The 17,689-nt window shown below is 72.5% G+C and carries 18 protein-coding genes and 2 tRNA genes; 13 read left to right on the top strand and 7 right to left on the bottom strand.

Going from position 1 to position 17,689, the window contains the following annotated elements:
- Positions 1–27 precede the first annotated feature (27 nt).
- The 3 genes from ACFYZB_RS14890 to ACFYZB_RS14880 all read left to right on the top strand — a co-directional run bounded on the left by ACFYZB_RS14890 (position 28) and on the right by ACFYZB_RS14880 (position 2,266).
- Positions 28–101: transfer RNA gene (locus ACFYZB_RS14890), tRNA-Met, on the top strand.
- 203 nt (positions 102–304) lie between these two features.
- Positions 305–2,116 (top strand): sel1 repeat family protein, encoded by a 1,812-nt coding sequence (locus ACFYZB_RS14885; RefSeq protein WP_388758408.1) that lies wholly within the window; start codon positions 305–307, stop codon positions 2,114–2,116.
- Positions 2,117–2,192: 76 nt separating this feature from the next.
- Positions 2,193–2,266: transfer RNA gene (locus ACFYZB_RS14880), tRNA-Met, on the top strand.
- A 125-nt stretch (positions 2,267–2,391) separates the two neighbouring features.
- Here ACFYZB_RS14880 and ACFYZB_RS14875 read toward each other — a convergent pair.
- Positions 2,392–2,808, bottom strand: a complete 417-nt coding sequence (locus tag ACFYZB_RS14875; RefSeq protein ID WP_388758406.1) for a Fur family transcriptional regulator — start codon at positions 2,806–2,808, stop codon at positions 2,392–2,394.
- 155 nt (positions 2,809–2,963) lie between these two features.
- On the opposite strand from ACFYZB_RS14875, the gene ACFYZB_RS14870 reads away from it, so the two are divergent.
- Positions 2,964–4,415: a catalase gene (locus ACFYZB_RS14870; protein ID WP_388758404.1), complete on the top strand. Its 1,452-nt coding sequence runs from the start codon at positions 2,964–2,966 to the stop codon at positions 4,413–4,415.
- Between the two features lie 91 nt (positions 4,416–4,506).
- Here ACFYZB_RS14870 and ACFYZB_RS14865 read toward each other — a convergent pair whose 3' ends face one another.
- Positions 4,507–4,902, bottom strand: a complete 396-nt coding sequence (locus ACFYZB_RS14865) for a cyclic nucleotide-binding/CBS domain-containing protein (protein ID WP_388758402.1) — start codon at positions 4,900–4,902, stop codon at positions 4,507–4,509.
- Between the two features lie 148 nt (positions 4,903–5,050).
- Positions 5,051–5,851: a histidinol-phosphatase gene (hisN, locus tag ACFYZB_RS14860; protein WP_388758400.1), complete on the bottom strand. Its 801-nt coding sequence runs from the start codon at positions 5,849–5,851 to the stop codon at positions 5,051–5,053.
- A 179-nt stretch (positions 5,852–6,030) separates the two neighbouring features.
- Between hisN and ACFYZB_RS14855 the strand changes: the two genes are divergently transcribed.
- On the top strand, positions 6,031–6,639 hold the full coding sequence (locus tag ACFYZB_RS14855; protein ID WP_388758398.1) for a TetR/AcrR family transcriptional regulator: 609 nt from the start codon (positions 6,031–6,033) through the stop codon (positions 6,637–6,639).
- A 46-nt stretch (positions 6,640–6,685) separates the two neighbouring features.
- On the opposite strand, the gene ACFYZB_RS14850 is transcribed toward ACFYZB_RS14855, so the two are convergent.
- The 4 genes from ACFYZB_RS14850 to ACFYZB_RS14835 all read right to left on the bottom strand — a co-directional run bounded on the left by ACFYZB_RS14850 (position 6,686) and on the right by ACFYZB_RS14835 (position 10,251).
- On the bottom strand, positions 6,686–7,009 hold the full coding sequence (locus ACFYZB_RS14850) for a multidrug efflux SMR transporter (protein ID WP_055710521.1): 324 nt from the start codon (positions 7,007–7,009) through the stop codon (positions 6,686–6,688).
- An 87-nt stretch (positions 7,010–7,096) separates the two neighbouring features.
- Complete coding sequence (gene rsgA / locus ACFYZB_RS14845) at positions 7,097–8,107, bottom strand: ribosome small subunit-dependent GTPase A (protein WP_388758396.1); 1,011 nt, start codon at positions 8,105–8,107, stop codon at positions 7,097–7,099.
- 11 nt (positions 8,108–8,118) lie between these two features.
- Entirely contained in the window at positions 8,119–9,435 is a 1,317-nt protein-coding gene (aroA, locus tag ACFYZB_RS14840) for a 3-phosphoshikimate 1-carboxyvinyltransferase (RefSeq protein ID WP_351208040.1), read from the bottom strand.
- Positions 9,436–9,528: 93 nt separating this feature from the next.
- On the bottom strand, positions 9,529–10,251 hold the full coding sequence (locus ACFYZB_RS14835) for a M50 family metallopeptidase (protein ID WP_388758394.1): 723 nt from the start codon (positions 10,249–10,251) through the stop codon (positions 9,529–9,531).
- Between the two features lie 105 nt (positions 10,252–10,356).
- Between ACFYZB_RS14835 and ACFYZB_RS14830 the strand changes: the two genes are divergently transcribed.
- The 8 genes from ACFYZB_RS14830 (at position 10,357) to def (ending at position 17,579) form a co-directional block, all read left to right on the top strand.
- A complete protein-coding gene (locus tag ACFYZB_RS14830; protein WP_351208042.1) occupies positions 10,357–11,172 on the top strand; it encodes an SOS response-associated peptidase in 816 nt (271 codons plus the stop codon).
- Position 11,173: 1 nt separating this feature from the next.
- Positions 11,174–11,800, top strand: coding sequence for an alpha/beta family hydrolase (locus tag ACFYZB_RS14825; protein WP_388758391.1), 627 nt, complete (start codon positions 11,174–11,176; stop codon positions 11,798–11,800).
- Between the two features lie 256 nt (positions 11,801–12,056).
- The gene (sigR, locus tag ACFYZB_RS14820) at positions 12,057–12,752 is read left to right on the top strand and encodes an RNA polymerase sigma factor SigR (protein ID WP_351208146.1); all 696 of its coding nucleotides are present in this window, start codon (positions 12,057–12,059) and stop codon (positions 12,750–12,752) included.
- Positions 12,749–13,051: a mycothiol system anti-sigma-R factor gene (rsrA, locus tag ACFYZB_RS14815; protein WP_388758388.1), complete on the top strand. Its 303-nt coding sequence runs from the start codon at positions 12,749–12,751 to the stop codon at positions 13,049–13,051. Before sigR ends, rsrA begins: the two co-directional genes overlap by 4 nt.
- Before the next feature lie 123 nt (positions 13,052–13,174).
- Positions 13,175–14,488, top strand: a complete 1,314-nt coding sequence (locus tag ACFYZB_RS14810; RefSeq protein WP_388758386.1) for an HD-GYP domain-containing protein — start codon at positions 13,175–13,177, stop codon at positions 14,486–14,488.
- Positions 14,485–15,774 (top strand): HD domain-containing protein, encoded by a 1,290-nt coding sequence (locus tag ACFYZB_RS14805; protein ID WP_351208046.1) that lies wholly within the window; start codon positions 14,485–14,487, stop codon positions 15,772–15,774. The genes ACFYZB_RS14810 and ACFYZB_RS14805 overlap by 4 nt, the downstream gene beginning before the upstream one ends.
- 100 nt (positions 15,775–15,874) lie before the next feature.
- Positions 15,875–16,855: a hypothetical protein gene (locus ACFYZB_RS14800; RefSeq protein WP_351208147.1), complete on the top strand. Its 981-nt coding sequence runs from the start codon at positions 15,875–15,877 to the stop codon at positions 16,853–16,855.
- Between the two features lie 73 nt (positions 16,856–16,928).
- Positions 16,929–17,579: a peptide deformylase gene (gene def, locus ACFYZB_RS14795; RefSeq protein ID WP_351208047.1), complete on the top strand. Its 651-nt coding sequence runs from the start codon at positions 16,929–16,931 to the stop codon at positions 17,577–17,579.
- Positions 17,580–17,689 lie beyond the last annotated feature (110 nt).

Below are 17,689 nucleotides of genomic sequence, written 5' to 3'. Positions count from 1 at the left end.
TGTCGTGATACGGTTGACACGCAACGGCGCGGGGTGGAGCAGCTCGGTAGCTCGCTGGGCTCATAACCCAGAGGTCGCAGGTTCAAATCCTGTCCCCGCTACTGCAGTCGAAGGCCCGGATCCCCAAGGATCCGGGCCTTCGTGGTGTGCGAACTCATGTACTGGGGGGAGGGACGGCCGCGCCGCCGTGGGGAGTTGAGGACGGTGTGTTTGACTTGTCGTCCTGTGGGCATGTCGACAAAACGCTGAAGTGACCTCACGGGCTGCGGTATACCGGGTGTACCCAGGTGCAGGTGGTGCGACGATGGACGTTATGGGGGACAAGGCAACTCTGTTCGAGTCAGGGCGATTTGTGCAGACTTCCGGTGAGGAGCCGACCCGCGACGAGCTGAGCGAGATGGGGGACGCCGCGGAGGAGGTGCGCCTCGGGCTGGCCGCGCAGAGCGGCGACGCCGAGGCGGCGAGCGTCCTCGGAGCCATGCGGCTGCGCCGCGGCGACCTCGACGGAGCCGAACCCCACCTGCGGGCCGCCACCGCGGCCGGCGACCGGGCCGCCGCCAACAATCTGGGTGTCCTGCTGCACCAGCGCGGCTACCCCGAGGAGGCCGCCGGCTGGTGGCGCATCGCCGCCGTCGCCGGTTCCGCCGCCGCCGCGCACGCGCTGGGCCGTTACCACCGTGAGCGCGGGGACGAACCCGCCGCCGAGTACTGGCTGCGCCAGTCCGCCGAGCAGGGCCACGTCCTCGGCGCCTACGCGCTCGCCGACCTGCTGGAGCACCGCGGGGACGTCGGCGCCGAGCACTGGATGCGCGCCGCGGCCGAGCGCGGCCACCGGGAGGCCGCCTACCGGCTGGCGCGCGCGCTCGACCAGCGGGCCGCGGGAGAGGACGAGGCCGGGTCCGACAACGCTGTCGAGGAGGCCGAGCAGTGGTACCGGCAGGCCGCCGCACGCGGTCACCGGCGTGCCGCGCTGCACCTCGGGGCGATCCTGGAGAAGCGCGGGGAGCTGAAGGAGGCCGGGCGCTGGTATCTGACCTCCGCCAAGGACGGCGAGTTCCGGGCCGCCTGCGCGCTGGGCTTTCTGCTGCGCGACGCCGGGGACACCGAGAGCGCGGCCGTGTGGTGGCTGCGCGCCGCTCAGGAGGGCGACGGCAACGCGGCCAACGCGCTCGGCGCGCTGCACGCCGAGCGCGGCGAGACGCAGACGGCCGAGCGCTGGTACCGGGCGGCCCTGGACGCCGGTGACGACAACGGCGCCTACAACCTCGGGTTGCTCTGCGCCGAGCAGGGACGGACCGCGCAGGCCGAGCAGTGGTACCGGCGGGCCGCCTACGCCGGGCACCGGGAGGCCGCCAACGCGCTCGCCATCCTGCTGCTCCAGGGCAGCGACACCACCGGCGCCGAGCCGTGGTTCTCCAAGGCCGCGGAGGCCGGCAGCGTGGACGCCGCCTTCAACCTCGGCATCCTCTACGCCGGGCGCGGCGAGGAGGCCACGGCGCTGCGCTGGTACGAGCGGGCGGCCGCCGCCGGGCACACCGAGGCCGCGCTCCAGGTCGGGATCGCCCGGCTGCGCGGGGGCGAGGAGCAGGAGGCCGAGCGGCATCTGCGGTGCGCGGCCGGCGGGGGCAGCGCGGAGGCGGCGTACCGGCTGGCGGCGCTGCTCGACGCTCGGCGGCCGCCGGAGCCGGCGCACGAGCTCGGCGAGACCGTGCACGAGAAGACCGAGTGCGAGGAGTGGTACGAGCGGGCGGCGACCCAGGGGCACCGGCGGGCGCAGGTGCGGGTCGGCATGCTCGCGGCGGCACGGGGTGACGTGGTCGAGGCGGCGCGCTGGTACCGGTCGGCGGCGGAGGCCGGGTCGCGCAACGGCGCCTTCAACCTCGGGCTGCTGCTGGCGCGGGAGGGGAGCGAGCCGGAGGCGGCGGTGTGGTGGACCCGCGCGGCCGACGCCGGGCACGGCCGGGCGGCACTGCGGCTGGCCCTTGTCTACGCGCGTCGGGGTGAGCTGGCGGAGGGGCAGAAGTGGGCCGACCGCGCGGTCGAGCTGGGACCGGCGGAGGTCTCGGAGCGGGCGGGGCGGCTGCGGGATGCGCTGCGGGAGGAACTGTCGGCGTGAACGAGTGAGCCCGGCCACGTCCCGGGTAATCGATTTGCTTCCGTCGACCCCCCTCACGTAATGTCGTGTTCACCGACGCGGGGTGGAGCAGCTCGGTAGCTCGCTGGGCTCATAACCCAGAGGTCGCAGGTTCAAATCCTGTCCCCGCTACTGAAGGCCGAGGGCCGGAATCCAGAGATGGGTTCCGGCCCTCGGTGTTTGTGTGGGCGATGCGTGATGCGCGTGCGACACGCAAAGAGCCCCGGCGGTCGCCGGGGCTCCGAAGAGGCGGCGGGTCACGCCTTCGCGCAGTCCGGGCACAGCCCCCGGTACGTCACCTCGACGTCCGACACGGTGAAGCCGAAGCGTTCGGTGTCGGGCAGGTCGGCGAGCGGGTTGCCCGTGGGGTGGACGTCACGGATCGCACCGCACCGGGCGCAGACCAGGTGGTGGTGCGGCCGGTGCGCGTTCGGGTCGTAGCGCTTGGCGCGTCTGTCCGTCGCGACTTCCAGCACCTCGCCGAGGGAGACCAGCTCACCCAGCGTGTTGTAGACGGTCGCCCGGGAGATCTCGGGCAGCTTCGCGACAGCCCTCGCATGGACCTCGTCGGCCGTCAGATGGACGTGCTCGCCGTCGAGGACCTCGGCCACGACGCGCCGCTGCGCGGTCATCCGCCATCCGCGTCCACGCAGCCGTTCCAGAAGGTCGCTCATGAGTCCAGCCTAACAGCAACGGCGACCAGGACGGGAATAGGTGTGAGTTTGGATCGCTGTTTGACTTAGAACTAGTCCAATGTAGGATCTGGAACGGCTTTGGCCACAGGACAGGACTGGGACAGGACAGGTCAGGAATGACGCAGGAGGCGCGCGTGACGCAGGGACCGCTCACCACGGAGGCCGGTGCTCCGGTCGCCGACAACCAGAACAGCGAGACGGCGGGCGTCGGCGGACCGGTCCTCGTCCAGGACCAGCTCCTGCTGGAGAAGCTCGCCCACTTCAACCGGGAGCGCATTCCGGAGCGGGTCGTACACGCGCGGGGCGCGGGAGCCTACGGCACCTTCACCGTCACCGCCGACGTCACGCCGTACACCCGTGCCGCCTTCCTCTCCGAGGTCGGCAAGGAGACCGAGGTCTTCCTGCGCTTCTCCACGGTGGCCGGCAACCTGGGTGCGGCGGACGCCGTCCGGGACCCGCGGGGCTTCGCGCTGAAGTTCTACACCGAGGAGGGCAACTACGACCTCGTCGGCAACAACACCCCGGTGTTCTTCATCCGGGACGCGATCAAGTTCCCGGACTTCATCCACACCCAGAAGCGCGACCCGTACACCGGCTCCACGGAAGCCGACAACGTGTGGGACTTCTGGTCGCTGTCACCGGAGTCGACCCACCAGGTGACCTGGCTGTTCGGCGACCGTGGCATCCCGGCGTCGTACCGCCACATGGACGGCTTCGGCTCGCACACCTTCCAGTGGAACAACGCGGCCGGCGAGGTCTTCTGGGTCAAGTACCACTTCAAGACCGACCAGGGGATCAGGAACCTCACCGCGGACGAGGCCGAGATCCTCGCGGGCAAGGACCCCGACTCGCACCAGCGCGACCTGCGCGAGGCGATCGAGCGCGGGGACTTCCCGAGCTGGACCGTGGGGGTGCAGATCATGCCGGCGGCGGACGCGGCGACGTACCGCTTCAACCCGTTCGACCTGACCAAGGTCTGGCCGCACGCGGACTACCCGGTCGTCGAGATCGGCAGGCTGGTGCTGAACCGCAACCCGCGGAACGTCTTCGCCGAGGTCGAGCAGTCGATCTTCAGCCCCGCCCACTTCGTGCCGGGCATCGGCCCCTCGCCGGACAAGATGCTCCAGGGCCGGCTCTTCGCGTACGGCGACGCGCACCGCTACCGCGTCGGGATCAACGCCGACCACCTGCCGGTCAACCGTCCGCACGCCACCGAGGCGCGCACGAACTCCCGCGACGGCTTCCTGTACGACGGCCGGCACGGCGGGGCGAAGAACTACGAGCCGAACAGCTTCGGCGGACCGCGGCAGACCGGCCGTCCGCTGTGGCAGGCCACCTCCGCCGACGGCTCCACCGGCAACCACCCGACGCCCGTGCACGCCGAGGACGACGACTTCGTGCAGGCGGGTGACCTCTACCGGCTGATGTCGGAGGAGGAGAGGGAGCGACTGATCGCCAACCTCTCCGGGTTCATCGCCCGGGTGTCGAAGGACGACATCGTCGAGCGGGCGATCGGCAACTTCCGCCATGCCGACGCCGGCTTCGGCAAGCGGCTGGAGGCGGCGGTGCAGGCGCTGCGCGGCTGAGCCGGCACCACTGACCGGCGGCGCTCGCCGCTGGGCGGGCCGGACCCCACGGTGCTCGGGGTCCGGCCCGTTCCGCATGCTCCGAGCGTGTTCAGAGCACCGGTGCGGGCTCGCGGGCCGGGGCCCAGCAGCGGATGATGTCGCGGACCGAGACGATCCCGGCCACCTCGCCGCGGTCGAGGACGACCAGATGCCGGAAGCCGCCATGGGTCATGGCGCGTGCGGCCTGCTCCAGGGTCCAGCTCGGAGCGGCGAAGACGACGTCGGTGGTGGTGTGGGCGTGGGTGCGTTCCGTGTCGGGGTTCTGGCCGAGGCCGACGGAGTTGAGGATGTCGCGTTCGGTGAGGATGCCGATGCCACCCGCGTCCGGGTCGAGGACGACGGCGGCACCGACGCGGCGGGCCGACATCAGGGCGGCTGCCTGGCGGAGGGTGTGGGCGGGACCGACGGTGAGGATCACCGTGCTCATGGCGTCACGGACGAGCATGGGTGGGGCCACCTCCTAGGAATCGCTGCCGTTGTGCATCGATTCACAAGTTCACAAGTGGGGGTAGACCCAGAGTGCCAGGTAAAGGACGGGTCAACAAGGGGGCGCGTGGCGCCAGTTGAGGGCGTACCGGAAGTACTCCCGTGTCTCAGTGGCGCGGGTTGAGATACCCCAGCAACTCGTCGTGCAGCAGGCCGTTGGACGCCGCCGCGTTGCCGCTGTGCGGGCCCGGACGGCCGTCGAGGCCGGTGAAGGTGCCGCCGGCCTCGGTGACGACGACCGCGTTGGCCGCCATGTCCCACAGCGACAGCTCCGGCTCCGCGCAGATGTCCACCGATCCCTCGGCGACCATCATGTACGGCCAGAAATCGCCGTACGCGCGCGTGCGCCACACCTGCCGGGTGAGGTCGAGGAAGCCGCCGAGGCGGCCCTGTTCCTCCCAGCCGGAGAGCGAGGAGTACGCGAAGGACGCGTCCGCGAGCCTGCCGACGCCCGAGACGTGGATGCGGCCGGCGGAGGTCAGGCTGCGGCCGGTGAAGGCGCCGTGCCCCTTCGCGGCCCACCAGCGGCGGCCGAGGGCGGGGGCGGAGACGAGGCCGACGACGGGCTCGTAGCCGCCCTCGCCCGCCTCCATCAGCGCGATGAGGGTCGCCCAGACGGGGACGCCGCGGACGTAGTTCTTGGTGCCGTCGATGGGGTCGATCACCCAGCGGCGGGGGCCGGAGCCCTCGACGCCGTACTCCTCACCGAGGACGGCGTCCCTCGGGCGGGCGCGCTGGAGCTGGCCGCGGATCAGTTCTTCCGCCGCTTTGTCCGCCTCGCTCACCGGGGTCATGTCCGGCTTCGTCTCCACCTTCAGGTCGAGGGCCTTGAAGCGTTCCATGGTGGCGGCGTCGGCGGCGTCCGCGAGGACGTGGGCGAGACGCAGGTCGTGGAGATAGTCCGGCATGTAGGGCACGGTATCTGCCGTGGCCGGTATGGGCCACCAAGGGCGGGGCGCGCCGGGCGCCCTGTACTGCGGCTGGCCGCGGGGCGCAGGTGAAGCGCACCCATGAACCACCGCGAACCCTTGACAGTGCATACAGGCGCGTCAAATCTGGGCGCAGAGCCGCTCCGCCCAGGGAGGCGATGATGCCTGCTGCCCGGGAGTCCCTGCTGGACGCCGCCTGTACGGCCCTCGCGCGCCGGCCGTGGTCCGCGGTGCGGATGGTCGACGTGGCCGCGGCGGCGGGAGTGTCCCGGCAGACCCTGTACAACGAGTTCGGCAGCAAGGACGGGCTGGCGCGGGCGCTGGTGCGGCGGGAGGCCGACGGATACCTCGCCGGAGTGGAGCGGGCCCTCGCCGGGCCGGGCGAGCCGGGGGAACGGCTCACCGCCGTCGCCGAGTGGACGAGCTCCGTCGCGCGGGACAACGCGCTGGTCCGCGCCCTGCTCACCGGCTGCTGGAGCGAATGGCTGCCCACCCCGCCGCTCGCCGCCGTACCGTCGTCCTCCTCGGTGCCGGCGCAGCGCCGCGCGGACGGCCCGCTGCCCACGCCCCGCGACTTCGTACGGATCGTGCGGGACCGCGCGGTCACCGCGCTGACCGGCCCCGCCGCCACCCCCGCCGACACCGCCGAGCTGACCCGCCCCTGCGAACTGGCCGTACGCCTCGCCCTGTCCTGTGTCGCGGCACCGCCGGAGGAGGGCGGCACGGCGGAGCTGATCCGGGCGGTCGTCCCCCGCCGGACGGTGTGACTCCAGGGCCCCGTTTCTCCGCAAACCCCTGCCGCGGTGCACCGGCCTAGTGCGCCGACCCCGACAACTGCAGCCCGATCACCCCGACGATGACCAGGCTGATCGAGACGATCTTCAGGGTGGAGACCAGGTCGCCGAGGAACACCATGCCGTAGATCGCGGTGCCGGCGGCGCCGATGCCGGTCCACACCGCGTAGGCGGGGCCCACGTCGAGCTTCTTCAGGGACAGGGTCAGCAGGCCGAAGCTGCCGAGGGCGAAGGAGGCGAAGGCGACGGTCGGCCAGAGGCGGGTGAATCCGTGCGAGAGCTTCAGGCACACGGCGAAACCGGTCTCCAGAATCCCGGCCACGATGACCAGCAGCCACGCCATGTGCTGTCCTCCCGTTGATCCGGATCACCGGCTCGGTGCGAGTATGCACTTACCGGACCCGGGCCCCGGCAAACAACGCAGGGCGGCTCAGTCGCCTTCCGTGCGCTCCCGCGTGGCCAGCAGCCGGCGCAGCGAGTACAGGCGCGCAGGGTCCGCATGACCCTCCTCCACCCATGGGTCCAGCGCGCAGTCCGGCTCGTCGTGGCTGCACGCGCGCGGGCAGCCCTCGGTGCCGGGTTCGAGATCCGGGAAGGCGTGGATCACCCGGGACGGGTCGATGTGCGCCAGGCCGAAGGAGCGGACCCCGGGGGTGTCGATGACCCAGCCGTCCGCATCGGACAGGGGCAGGGCGAGGGCGGACGTCGTGGTGTGGCGGCCGCGGCCGGTCACCGCGTTCACACGGCCCGTCATACGGCGCCGCTCGTGCGGGACCAGCGCGTTCACCAGCGTCGTCTTGCCGACGCCCGAGTGGCCCACGAACGCGGTGACCCTGCCGTCAAGGTACTCCCGCACCCGGTCCGCCGCGTCCCCGCTCTCCAGCTCCTCGCGACTGGTGACGACGTACGGGATGTCGAGGGCGCCGTACAGCTCCAGCAGCTTGTCGGGCGGGGCCAGATCCGACTTGGTCATCACCAGCAGCGGTTCCAGGCCGCCGTCGAAGGCCGCGACCAGGCAGCGGTCGATCAGCCGCGGGCGCGGTTCCGGGTCGGCCAGCGCCGTGACGATCGCCAGCTGGTCGGCGTTGGCGACGACCACCCGCTCGTAGGGGTCGTCGTCGTCGGCCGTGCGCCGCAGCACCGACGAACGCTCCTCGATCCGCACGATCCTGGCCAGCGTGTCCTTCCTGCCGGACAGGTCGCCGACCAGGGCCACCCGGTCCCCGACCACCGCCGCCTTGCGGCCCAGCTCGCGGGCCTTCATCGCGAGCACGGTCCGGTCGTCGACCAGGCAGGTCAGCCGGCCGCGGTCGACCGTGAGGACCAGCCCCTCGGCGGCGTCCTCGTGCTTGGGCCGGATGTTGGTGCGCGGCCGGGTGCCCCGGCGGCCGGGACGGGTGCGGATGTCGTCCTCGTCGGTGTGCTTGCCGTAGCGGCGCATGACGTACGTCCCTACTGCCCGAGCATCCCGGTCCACAGCTCGGGGAAGTCCGGCAGGGTCTTCGCCGTCGTCGCCACGTTCTCGATCCGCACGCCCTCGACGGCGAGACCGATGATCGCGCCTGCCGTGGCCATGCGGTGGTCCTCGTAGGTGTGGAAGGTCCCGCCGTGCAGCCTGCGCGGGCGGATGTGCAGTCCGTCGGCGGTCTCGGTGACGTCACCGCCGAGTTCGTTGATCTCCTTGGTGAGCGCGGCCAGCCGGTCCGTCTCGTGCAGCCGCAGATGGGCCACGCCCCGCAGGGTCGAGGGGGAGTCCGCGAGCGCGGCGACCGCCGCGATGCCCGGGGTCAGCTCGCCGACGTCACCCAGGTCCACGTCGATGCCGTGGACGGCGCCGGAACCGGTGAACACCAGCCCGTACTCGGTGAGTTCGCAGGAGCCCCCCATCTCGGTGAAGATCTCCCGCAGCCGGTCACCCGGCTGGGTGGTGCGCTCCGGCCAGTCCGGGATGAGCACCTTGCCGCCGGTGACCAGGGCCGCGGCCAGGAACGGCTGGGCGTTGGACAGGTCCGGCTCGATCGTCAGGTCCCGGCCGAGCAGCGCGCCCGGCGTCACCCGCCAGACGTTCGGCTCGCCGCCCGACTCCGGGGTGTCCACCTGGGCGCCGACCGCGCGCAGCATGTCGACGGTCATCCGGATGTGCGGCATGGAGGGCAGGGTGGTGCCGGTGTGGCGGACCTCGACGCCCTGGTTGAAGCGCGGGCCGGACAGGAGCAGCGCCGACACGAACTGCGAGGAGGACGAGGCGTCGATCGACACCGGGCCGCCGTCCAGGGCCCCGCCGCCGTGCACGGTCAGCGGCAGCGCGCCGCGGCCGTCGTCGTCGATCCGGGCGCCGAGCACCCGCAGCGCGTCGATCACGCCGTGCAGGGGGCGCTCGTACGACCGCGGGTCGCCGTCGAACCGGATGGGCCCGTCGGCCAGCGCGGCCACCGGCGGCAGGAAGCGCATCACCGTGCCGGCGTTGCCGACGTCGACCGTGGCCGGGCCGTGCAGGCCCGTCGGGAGCACCCGCCAGGCCTCGCCGGTGCCGTCCGGACCGACCCCCTCTTCGATCTCCACGCCCATCGCGCGCAGTGCCCCGGCCATCAGCAGGGTGTCGCGGGAGCGCAGCGGGCGGCGCAGCCAGCCGGGCTCGGAGGCGAGGGCGGCCAGCACCAGCGCGCGGTTGGTGACCGACTTGGACCCGGGCACGTGGACCGTCGCGTCGACGGCTCCGCTCGCGTGCGGGGCGGGCCAGAGGGCGGGGTGGGCGGTGTTCGGGGCCATGGGGCCACTTTATAAGGAGGGCCGAGGGGGCGTTCTTCGTCCGCGGCCGAGTGGGGCCCCGGAGGAGATGCCGCCCCTTCGGAGCGGATCTCCTCACACCTCCAGCAGCCAGCGGCCCCCGCCGATCAGCGAGCTCAGTGACACCGCGTGGAACAGGAACAGCCACAGCCCCGCCGGCACGTGCGTGAGCCGCGACAACTGGTCCGCGTCCGAGTCCCCCGCTCCTCCCCGCGACCGCTTCAGCTGCAGCTCGAAGGGCGGCCGCACCCCGCCGAACAGCAGGAACCACACCACCGCGTACGCGAACGCGGCCTGCACCTGGGGCCCCGCCAGCCAGGACACCAGCAGGAAGGCGCCCCCGGCCAGCACCACGGTCAGCACGCCGTACGCGTTGCGGATCATCACCAGCATCGCCACCAGCAGTGCCGTCGCGGCCCAGAGCAGGAGGGTGATCCGGCCCGCGGCCAGCAACGCGGCCCCGCCCAGTCCCAGCAGGGAAGGAGCCGTGTACCCGGCGGCCGCCGTCAGGATCATGCCGAGCCCGTACGGCTTGCCCCGGCTGACCGTGAGGCCGCTGGTGTCGGAGTGCAGCCGGATGCCGGTGAGCTGCCGGCCGGTGAGCAGCGCGATCAGGCCGTGGCCGCCCTCGTGGGCGATGGTGATCGCGTTGCGGGATATCCGCCACATGGTGTGCGGGACGATGACGGCGAGCGCGGCCGCCGAGGTGGCGAGCACCACCCACAGGTCGGGGTCGGGCTGGGTGCCGGTGAGCCGGTCCCAGAGGTCGGGCAGCGCGAGGGCGGCGAGGCTGTCCATGTGTCCGAGTGGCTCCCTCTCCTTGTGATCAATGGGGGTCGGCGCGGAGCGCCGTTGTTGGGTGGTGGTGGTCGGGTGACGGGTGGGCCTGGCAGTGTGGCACGTATGTGCGGACGGTATGCATCGAGTCGTAGGCCCGAGGATCTCGCAGGAATCTTTGAGATCGAGAAGTGGGAGCCCGAGGAGACCCTGGAGCCGGACTACAACGTGGCCCCGACCAAGGAGGTCTACGCCGTCCTCGACCGTCCCCTGAAAGACGCGGACTCCCCGCGTCCGGTTCGCCAGCTGCGCAAGCTGAAGTGGGGACTGGTGCCGTCCTGGGCCAAGACGCCCGAGGGTGGGGCCCGGATGATCAACGCGCGCGCCGAGACGGTGCACGAGAAGCCCGCCTACCGCCGTGCCTTCGCCGCCCGGCGCTGCATCGTCCCGGCCGACGGCTACTACGAGTGGGTCACCGGCACGCAGGAGCGCGAGCTGGAGGTCGAGGGCAGGAAGAAGCGGCCGCGCAAGCAGCCGTACTTCGTGCTGCCGGCCGACGGCTCGGTGTTCGCGATGGCCGGGCTGTACGAGTTCTGGCGCGACCGCACCCTGCCCGACGACCACCCGCAGGCCTGGTGGGTCACCTGCTCGGTGATCACCACGGAGGCCGAGCGGACCCCGCTGGCCGTGGCCCCCGCCGACGGTCCGCACTCCCTCGTCGACATCCACCCCCGGATGCCGCTGATGCTCACCCCGGACCGCTGGGACGCCTGGCTCGACCCGGGCCGCACCGACCCCGACGGCCTGCGCGACCTGCTGGCCCCGCCCCCGCCCGGCCTGATGCGGGCCTACCCGGTCTCCACGGCCGTCAGCAACGTCCGCAACAACGGCCCGGAGCTGCTGAAGGAGCTTGAGGCGCCGGAAGAAGGGACACTCTTCTGACGTGATCGAGATTGTCGAGACCGACGCCGGGACGGCCCGCATCACCTGGCACAAGGCGAAGAAGGCCCGGCTGGTGCTGGCTCTGAGCCATGGCGCGGGCGGGGGCGTCGAGGCACGGGACCTCCAGGCGCTCGCCGGGGTGCTGCCGGGGCACGGCGTGACCGTGGCCCTCGTGGAGCAGCCCTGGCGCGTCGCCGGGAAGAAGGTGGCCCCCGCGCCGAGGACCCTGGACACCGGCTGGCGGGGCATCTGGCCCGCGCTGTCCGGGATGGAGCTGCCGGTGGTCTCCGGCGGCCGCAGCGCCGGGGCCCGGGTCGCCTGCCGTACGGCGGCCGAGCTGGGCGCGCACGCCGTGCTCGCGCTGAGCTTCCCGCTGCACCCGCCGGGCAGGCCGGAGAAGTCCCGTGCCGGGGAACTGCTCGGCGCCGGGGTGCCGACGCTGGTCGTGCAGGGCGGCAACGACCCCTTCGGGAGGCCGGAGGAGTTCCCGAAGGGCGACTTCGAGTTGGTGGAGGTGCCGTACGGCGATCACGGGTTCACGGTCCCCAAACGCGCGGAGATCACCGGGGAGCGGGCCCTGGAGATCATCACCGAGGGTGTCGTGGAGTGGGTCGGGTCACTCGGGTGACCCCCGGGAATGTTGCGGGGCGGACCTCTGTTGAGGCGGACAGAAGTGCTGAGGCCTCGGCACCGACGTCGTAGGAGAGGAAGTCCGCCGCATGGGTTCGACCATCTGCCCGAGCCATAAGCGCAGCGCTGACCTGGACTGGACGGTGCTGTACGCGGCCAAGACCGCTCCTATTCGAGGGGCGGCGGGCACGGGTGGTGTTCTATCCTCCGAAACGAGTGGGACCGGTCTCGGTCCTGCCCGGGATCTTGAGGAGGTGGGTCCGGTCACCGGTACCGACGCAGGGACCGACAACGGCCAGGCGGAGCAGCCCGAGGGCCGGGGCGCCGGCGCGGAGGCGACCGACGAGTCGACCGCGCAGCGCAGTGCGCGCTTCGAGCGGGACGCGCTCGAGTTCCTCGACCAGATGTACTCCGCCGCGCTGCGCATGACGCGCAACCCCGCCGACGCCGAGGACCTGGTGCAGGAGACCTACGCGAAGGCGTACGCGTCCTTCCACCAGTTCCGTGAGGGCACCAACCTCAAGGCGTGGCTGTACCGGATCCTCACCAACACGTTCATCAACTCCTACCGCAAGAAGCAGCGCGAGCCGCAGCGCTCCGCCGCGGAGGAGATCGAGGACTGGCAGCTGGCCCGCGCCGAGTCGCACATGTCGACGGGCCTGCGCTCCGCCGAGTCGCAGGCGCTCGACCACCTGCCCGACTCGGACGTGAAGGAAGCGCTGCAGGCGATCCCCGAGGAGTTCCGCATCGCCGTCTATCTCGCGGACGTCGAGGGCTTTGCGTACAAGGAGATCGCGGACATCATGGGGACACCCATCGGTACGGTGATGTCCCGGCTGCACCGGGGCCGCCGTCAACTGCGCGGCATGCTGGAGGACTACGCGCGTGAGCGCGGGCTGGTCCCGGCGGGCGCCGGAGAGTCGAACGAAGCGAAAGGCTCGGGCTCATGAGCTGCGGAGAGCCGCACGAGACGGACTGCAGTGAGGTCCTCGACCACCTGTACGAGTTCCTCGACAGCGAGATGCCGGACGTCGATCGCGACAAGTTCCAGCACCACTTCGAGGAATGCTCTCCGTGCCTGGAGAAGTACGGCCTGGAGCAGGCCGTGAAGAAGCTGGTCAAGCGGTGCTGCGGCCATGACGACGTGCCCGCCGACCTGCGCGCCAAGGTCATGGGGCGGATCGACCTGATCCGCTCCGGCGGGACCGTGCCGGAGCACGACGTGACCGCCGCCCCGCAGGAGTACTGACCGCGGGAGTACTGACCGCCGGGTCATCACCCGAATGTGCTAATCCTCAGGTCATAGGCCCCGCACCGCCCCGTCCCCGCCCTAGGCTTCCAGCCCGGACGGGCGTGGTCGGGGAGGGGCGCGATGGAGGCGGTACCGGCGAGGGCACGCGGCTGTGTGGCCGCCGCCGCCCTGCTGGCGCTGCTCTGCCTCCTGCCGCTGCCGACCATACGCACCCCCTGGTGGGCGCTCGGCCTGCTCGCCGCGCTCTACGCCGCCTGCGAGCACGTCGTACGCCGCCGCTTCGGCGGCACCTTCTACCCCGTGCTGCTCGCCGGGGCGTTCCTGCTGCCGCCGCCGGCCGCCGCCCTGGTCCCGCTGCCCGCGGCGCTGCTCCCGCCGGGCGAGCAGGCCGGGCACCGCTCCGCGCCGCTCCGGCGGGTCTGGCGGGCCGCGCGGCCCGCGCTCGCCGTGTGGGGCGCCGCCCGGGTGCACTGGGCGCTCGGCGGCCGGCACGCGGTCGTCGCCGCCGACTTCCCGTACGCGCTGCTGCCCGCCGGCGCGGCCGTCCTCGCCTTCTGCCTGATCCTCACCGTCCTCGACGGCGGCATCCGCGTGGTCGCCCTCGGCGTCCCGCTGCGCCGGGCCTGGCGCGGGCTGCTGTCCCGCTGTCTCGCGCCGGTCGCGGTGCACGGACTCGCCGGGCTGATGATGGCCGTGCTGTGGCGCAGCCCGTACGGCCCGGTCGCCGCGCTGCTCGTGCTGCTGCCGATGTGCGTGTCCTGGTGGATCTTCGCCCAGTACCACCGCGAACGCGCCGCCCACCAGGCCACCATCCGCGCCCTGGTGAGGGCCGTCGACATCAAGGACGGCTACACCCGCGGGCACAGTGAACGCGTCGGCCAGGCCTCCGTCATGATCGCCCGGGAACTCGGCATGGACGACGACCGCGTCGAGGTGCTGCGCTTCGCCGGCATCCTGCACGACGTCGGCAAACTCGGCGTCCCCACCCGGCTGCTGCGCAAGGACGGCCCGCTGACCGCCGAGGAACGCCGGATCATCGAACTGCACCCCGAGTACGGCCATGAGATGGTCCGCGGGATCTCCTTCCTCGGCGAGGCCCGCGCCGCGATCCTGCACCACCACGAACGCCTCGACGGCAGCGGCTACCCGTACGGCCTCGTCGGCGCCCAGATCCCCGAGTGCGCCCGCATCGTCGCGGTCGCCGACGCCTTCGACGCGATGACCTCCACCCGCTCCTACCGCCGGGCCCGGCCCGTCGAGGCGGCCGTCGCCGAACTGGAGCGGTGCGCGGGCACGCAGTTCGACCCGCGCATGGTCGTCGCCCTCGCCCGGGCGCTGGAGCGCTACGGCTGGCATCCCACGGTCACCGCCGACGAGACCGGGACGCCGTACGAGAGCCAGGGCCCGGCGCCGGTCACCGGGGCACCCCGATGACCGCCCTGCGGATCGTGCACGGCACCGCCGCCCTGGCCGCGGCCGGCTCCCTGGCCGTCACCCTGTGGACGGGCCTGGACGAACGGGGCGTCGCGCTCGCCTTCGGGGTGCTCATAGCCGTCGGCGAGCTGACCCGCTGGAGCGGTGCCCGGGTACGGCAGGCCGCCCCCCTCGCCACCGCCGGTTCGCTGTCGTACGCCCTGCTCGGAGCGGAGGCCGGGCGGCCCACGCACCACGACCCGGCGCAGGTCGTCACCGTGGTCCTCGCCGCTGCCCTGCTCGGCGCCGTCCCGCACATCTGGCACGGACGCACCCCCACCCTCGACCATCTGGCCCGCCGGGTGCTCACCGTCGGCTTCGCCGCCGTCTGCTTCCAACCCCTCTCCGGCGAGGGTGTGTTCGGCTCCTTGAGCGGTCCGGCCCACGCCCTCCTCCTCGTCGCGCTGCTCTGCCTGACCGCGCTGTGCGACGCCGTCCTGGCCGCCGCCCTCGCCCACTCCCGCACCCGCTGGCCGTTCGGCCCGCTGCTCAGGGAGGAGCTGCGCGGGCTGCTCGGCATCGGCTCCGCCGTCTGTGCGACCGGCGCGGTGATGGCGCTCGGGGTCGCCGTCGCCGGGCTGTGGGCGCTGCCCGTGTTCTGCCTGCCCCTGCTGCTCACCCAGTTGTCCCTGCGCCGGTACGCGGCCGTGCGCGCCACCTACCGGCAGACCATCGCCTCCCTCGCCCGCGCCACCGAGATAGCCGGCTGCACCCCCGCCGGGCATGCCCGCCGCGTGGCCGCGCTCAGCCTCGCCGTCGGCCGGGACCTCGGCCTCGCCGGGAGCGAACTGACCGTCCTGGAGTACGCGGCCCTCATGCACGACATCGGCCAGCTCAGCCTGGTCGACCCGGTCCCGGCCGGGGCCACCGCCTCGCTGCCCGTCGAGGAGCAACGGCGGATCGCGCTGCTCGGCGGGGCGGTCGTGCGGCAGACCGGTGTGTCCGCGGCCGTCGCCGTGATGGTGGAGCGGCAGGCGGACCCCTACCGCGAACAGCCCCTCGCCGCCCGGATCATCCGGGCCGTGAACGCCTACGAGGAGAAGGCCCGGGACGCCGGCCCCGAGGGACCCCTGCGGGCGCTGGAGGAACTGCGCCTCGGCACCGCCGGCGACTACGCTCCCCAGGTGGTGGAGTCCCTCGCCCGGGTGCTGGCCAGGCCACGGACCTGGCGGGAGAGCGCGCCGGTGGCGGGCGAGAGACGCACGGCACTGTCTGACCCCGCTCGCGGCTGGGTAACCCATGGGTAATGAGCGCCTTTCCCACCGCACGTGGTTGGATGCGAGGGAGAGGGTGTCCGGGGGCACAAGCCAGCCCATGGTGTGGAACTGGAACTGGCAGGCGGGAATCGTGAGGATCTTCGGCAAGGGACGGCACCGGCCCTCCGCCTCCTGGCGGCAGGCCACCGACCGCGCGTTCACGCTGATCGGTGACGGCCGGTACGAGGACGCGGGCGAGTTGCTGACACGGGCCGCCGACCTGGAGCCCTGGCTCTCGGAGTCCTGGTTCAACCTCGCCCTCCTGCACAAGTTCCGGCACGACTGGGAGCAGGCCCGCGCGGCCGGACTGCGGGCGGTGGCCCTGCTGGACCGGGAGGCCGGGGCGCCCGACTGGTGGAACGTCGGCATCGCCGCGACCGCGCTGCAGGACTGGCCGCTGGCCCGCCGCGCCTGGCAGGCGTACGGGCTCAAGGTGCCCGGCGGCGCCGCCGTGGCCGGGGAACCGGTCGGCATGGAGCTGGGCAGCGCGGCCGTACGGCTCTCCCCGGAGGGCGAGGCCGAGGTCGTGTGGGGCCGCAGGCTGGACCCGGCACGGATCGAGGTGCTGTCCATCCCGCTTCCCTCGTCCGGGCGGCGCTGGGGCGAGGTCGTGCTGCACGACGGGGTCCCGCACGGCGAGCGCACGACGTCCACCGGCCATGCCTACCCGGTCTTCGACGAGATCGAGCTGTGGGCGCCCTCACCCGTGCCGACCTGGGTGGTCCTGCTGGAGGCGGCCACGGAGGCGGACCGGGACGCGCTGGAGCAGCTCGCCGCGGACGCCGGGTTCGCCGCGGAGGACTGGTCCTCCTCGGTGCGGCTGCTGTGCCGGATGTGCTCGGAGTCGCGGATGCCGTCGGACGAGGGCGAGGGGGTCCACCTGGACCCGCATGATCACAGCGAGCCCGGTCATCCCGGCCCGCTGGGGCACCGGACGGACGGGCAGCTGTGGGTGCCGGAGCGGGAGTGCGGGGTGGCCGCGCCGGCTTCGCTGGTGCGGGGGCTGCTGGACGGGTGGGTCGCGGACAGCCCGGATTCGCGGGACTGGCGGGATCTCGAAGAGGTTTGCTGAGCCGCCGGTGACCAGCCGCCTTTAGGCTGTACCCGAGACTTTTCCCAGGTTTGCAGGAAGGCGTACGGCGGTCATGGCGCAGCAGGACACCGATCAGCAGCACGCGGGCGTGCTCCCCGTCGACGACGAGGGGTACGTCGTCGACACGGAGGACTGCGAGGAGCGCGAGAAGGCCTGGCGCGAGCGCGGGACCTCGCGGCCGATCACGGTCGTCGGCAACCCGGTGCTGCACAAGGAGTGCAAGGACGTCACCGAGTTCGGCGAGGAGCTGCAGCAGCTCGTCGCCGACATGTTCGCCAGCCAGCGCACCGCCGAGGGCGTGGGCCTGGCCGCCAACCAGATCGGTGTCGACCTGAAGGTCTTCGTCTACGACTGCCCGGACGACGAGGGCGTCCGGCACACCGGTGTGGTGTGCAACCCGAAGCTGGTCGAGCTGCCGGCCGACCGGCGCCGGCTGGACGACAGCAACGAGGGCTGCCTGTCCGTGCCGACGGCGTACGCGCCGCTCGCCCGGCCCGACTACGCCGAGGTGACCGGCCAGGACGAGCAGGGCAACCCGGTCAGGGTCCGCGGCACCGGCTACTTCGCACGGTGTTTGCAGCACGAGACCGACCACCTCTACGGCTACCTGTACATCGACCGGCTGTCCAAGCGGGACCGCAAGGACGCCCTGCGGCAGATGGCCGAGAACGAGCCACGTTATCCGGTGGTCGCCAACGACTAGCCGTCACTGGGACGTTGGGGCGCCCGGCCGGGATCACCCGCGGTCGGGCGCCCTTCGTGCGACCGGCCTCGCTCGTCCGTGCGTCGTACAACCGATCGCTTCCACCCTCT

Source organism: Streptomyces sp. NPDC001852 (genome assembly GCF_042891825.1).
In the GTDB taxonomy this organism is placed as follows: domain Bacteria; phylum Actinomycetota; class Actinomycetes; order Streptomycetales; family Streptomycetaceae; genus Streptomyces.
The sequence above is the reverse complement of the archived record's forward strand: the minus strand, read 5'-3'. Positions and strand labels throughout refer to the sequence as shown.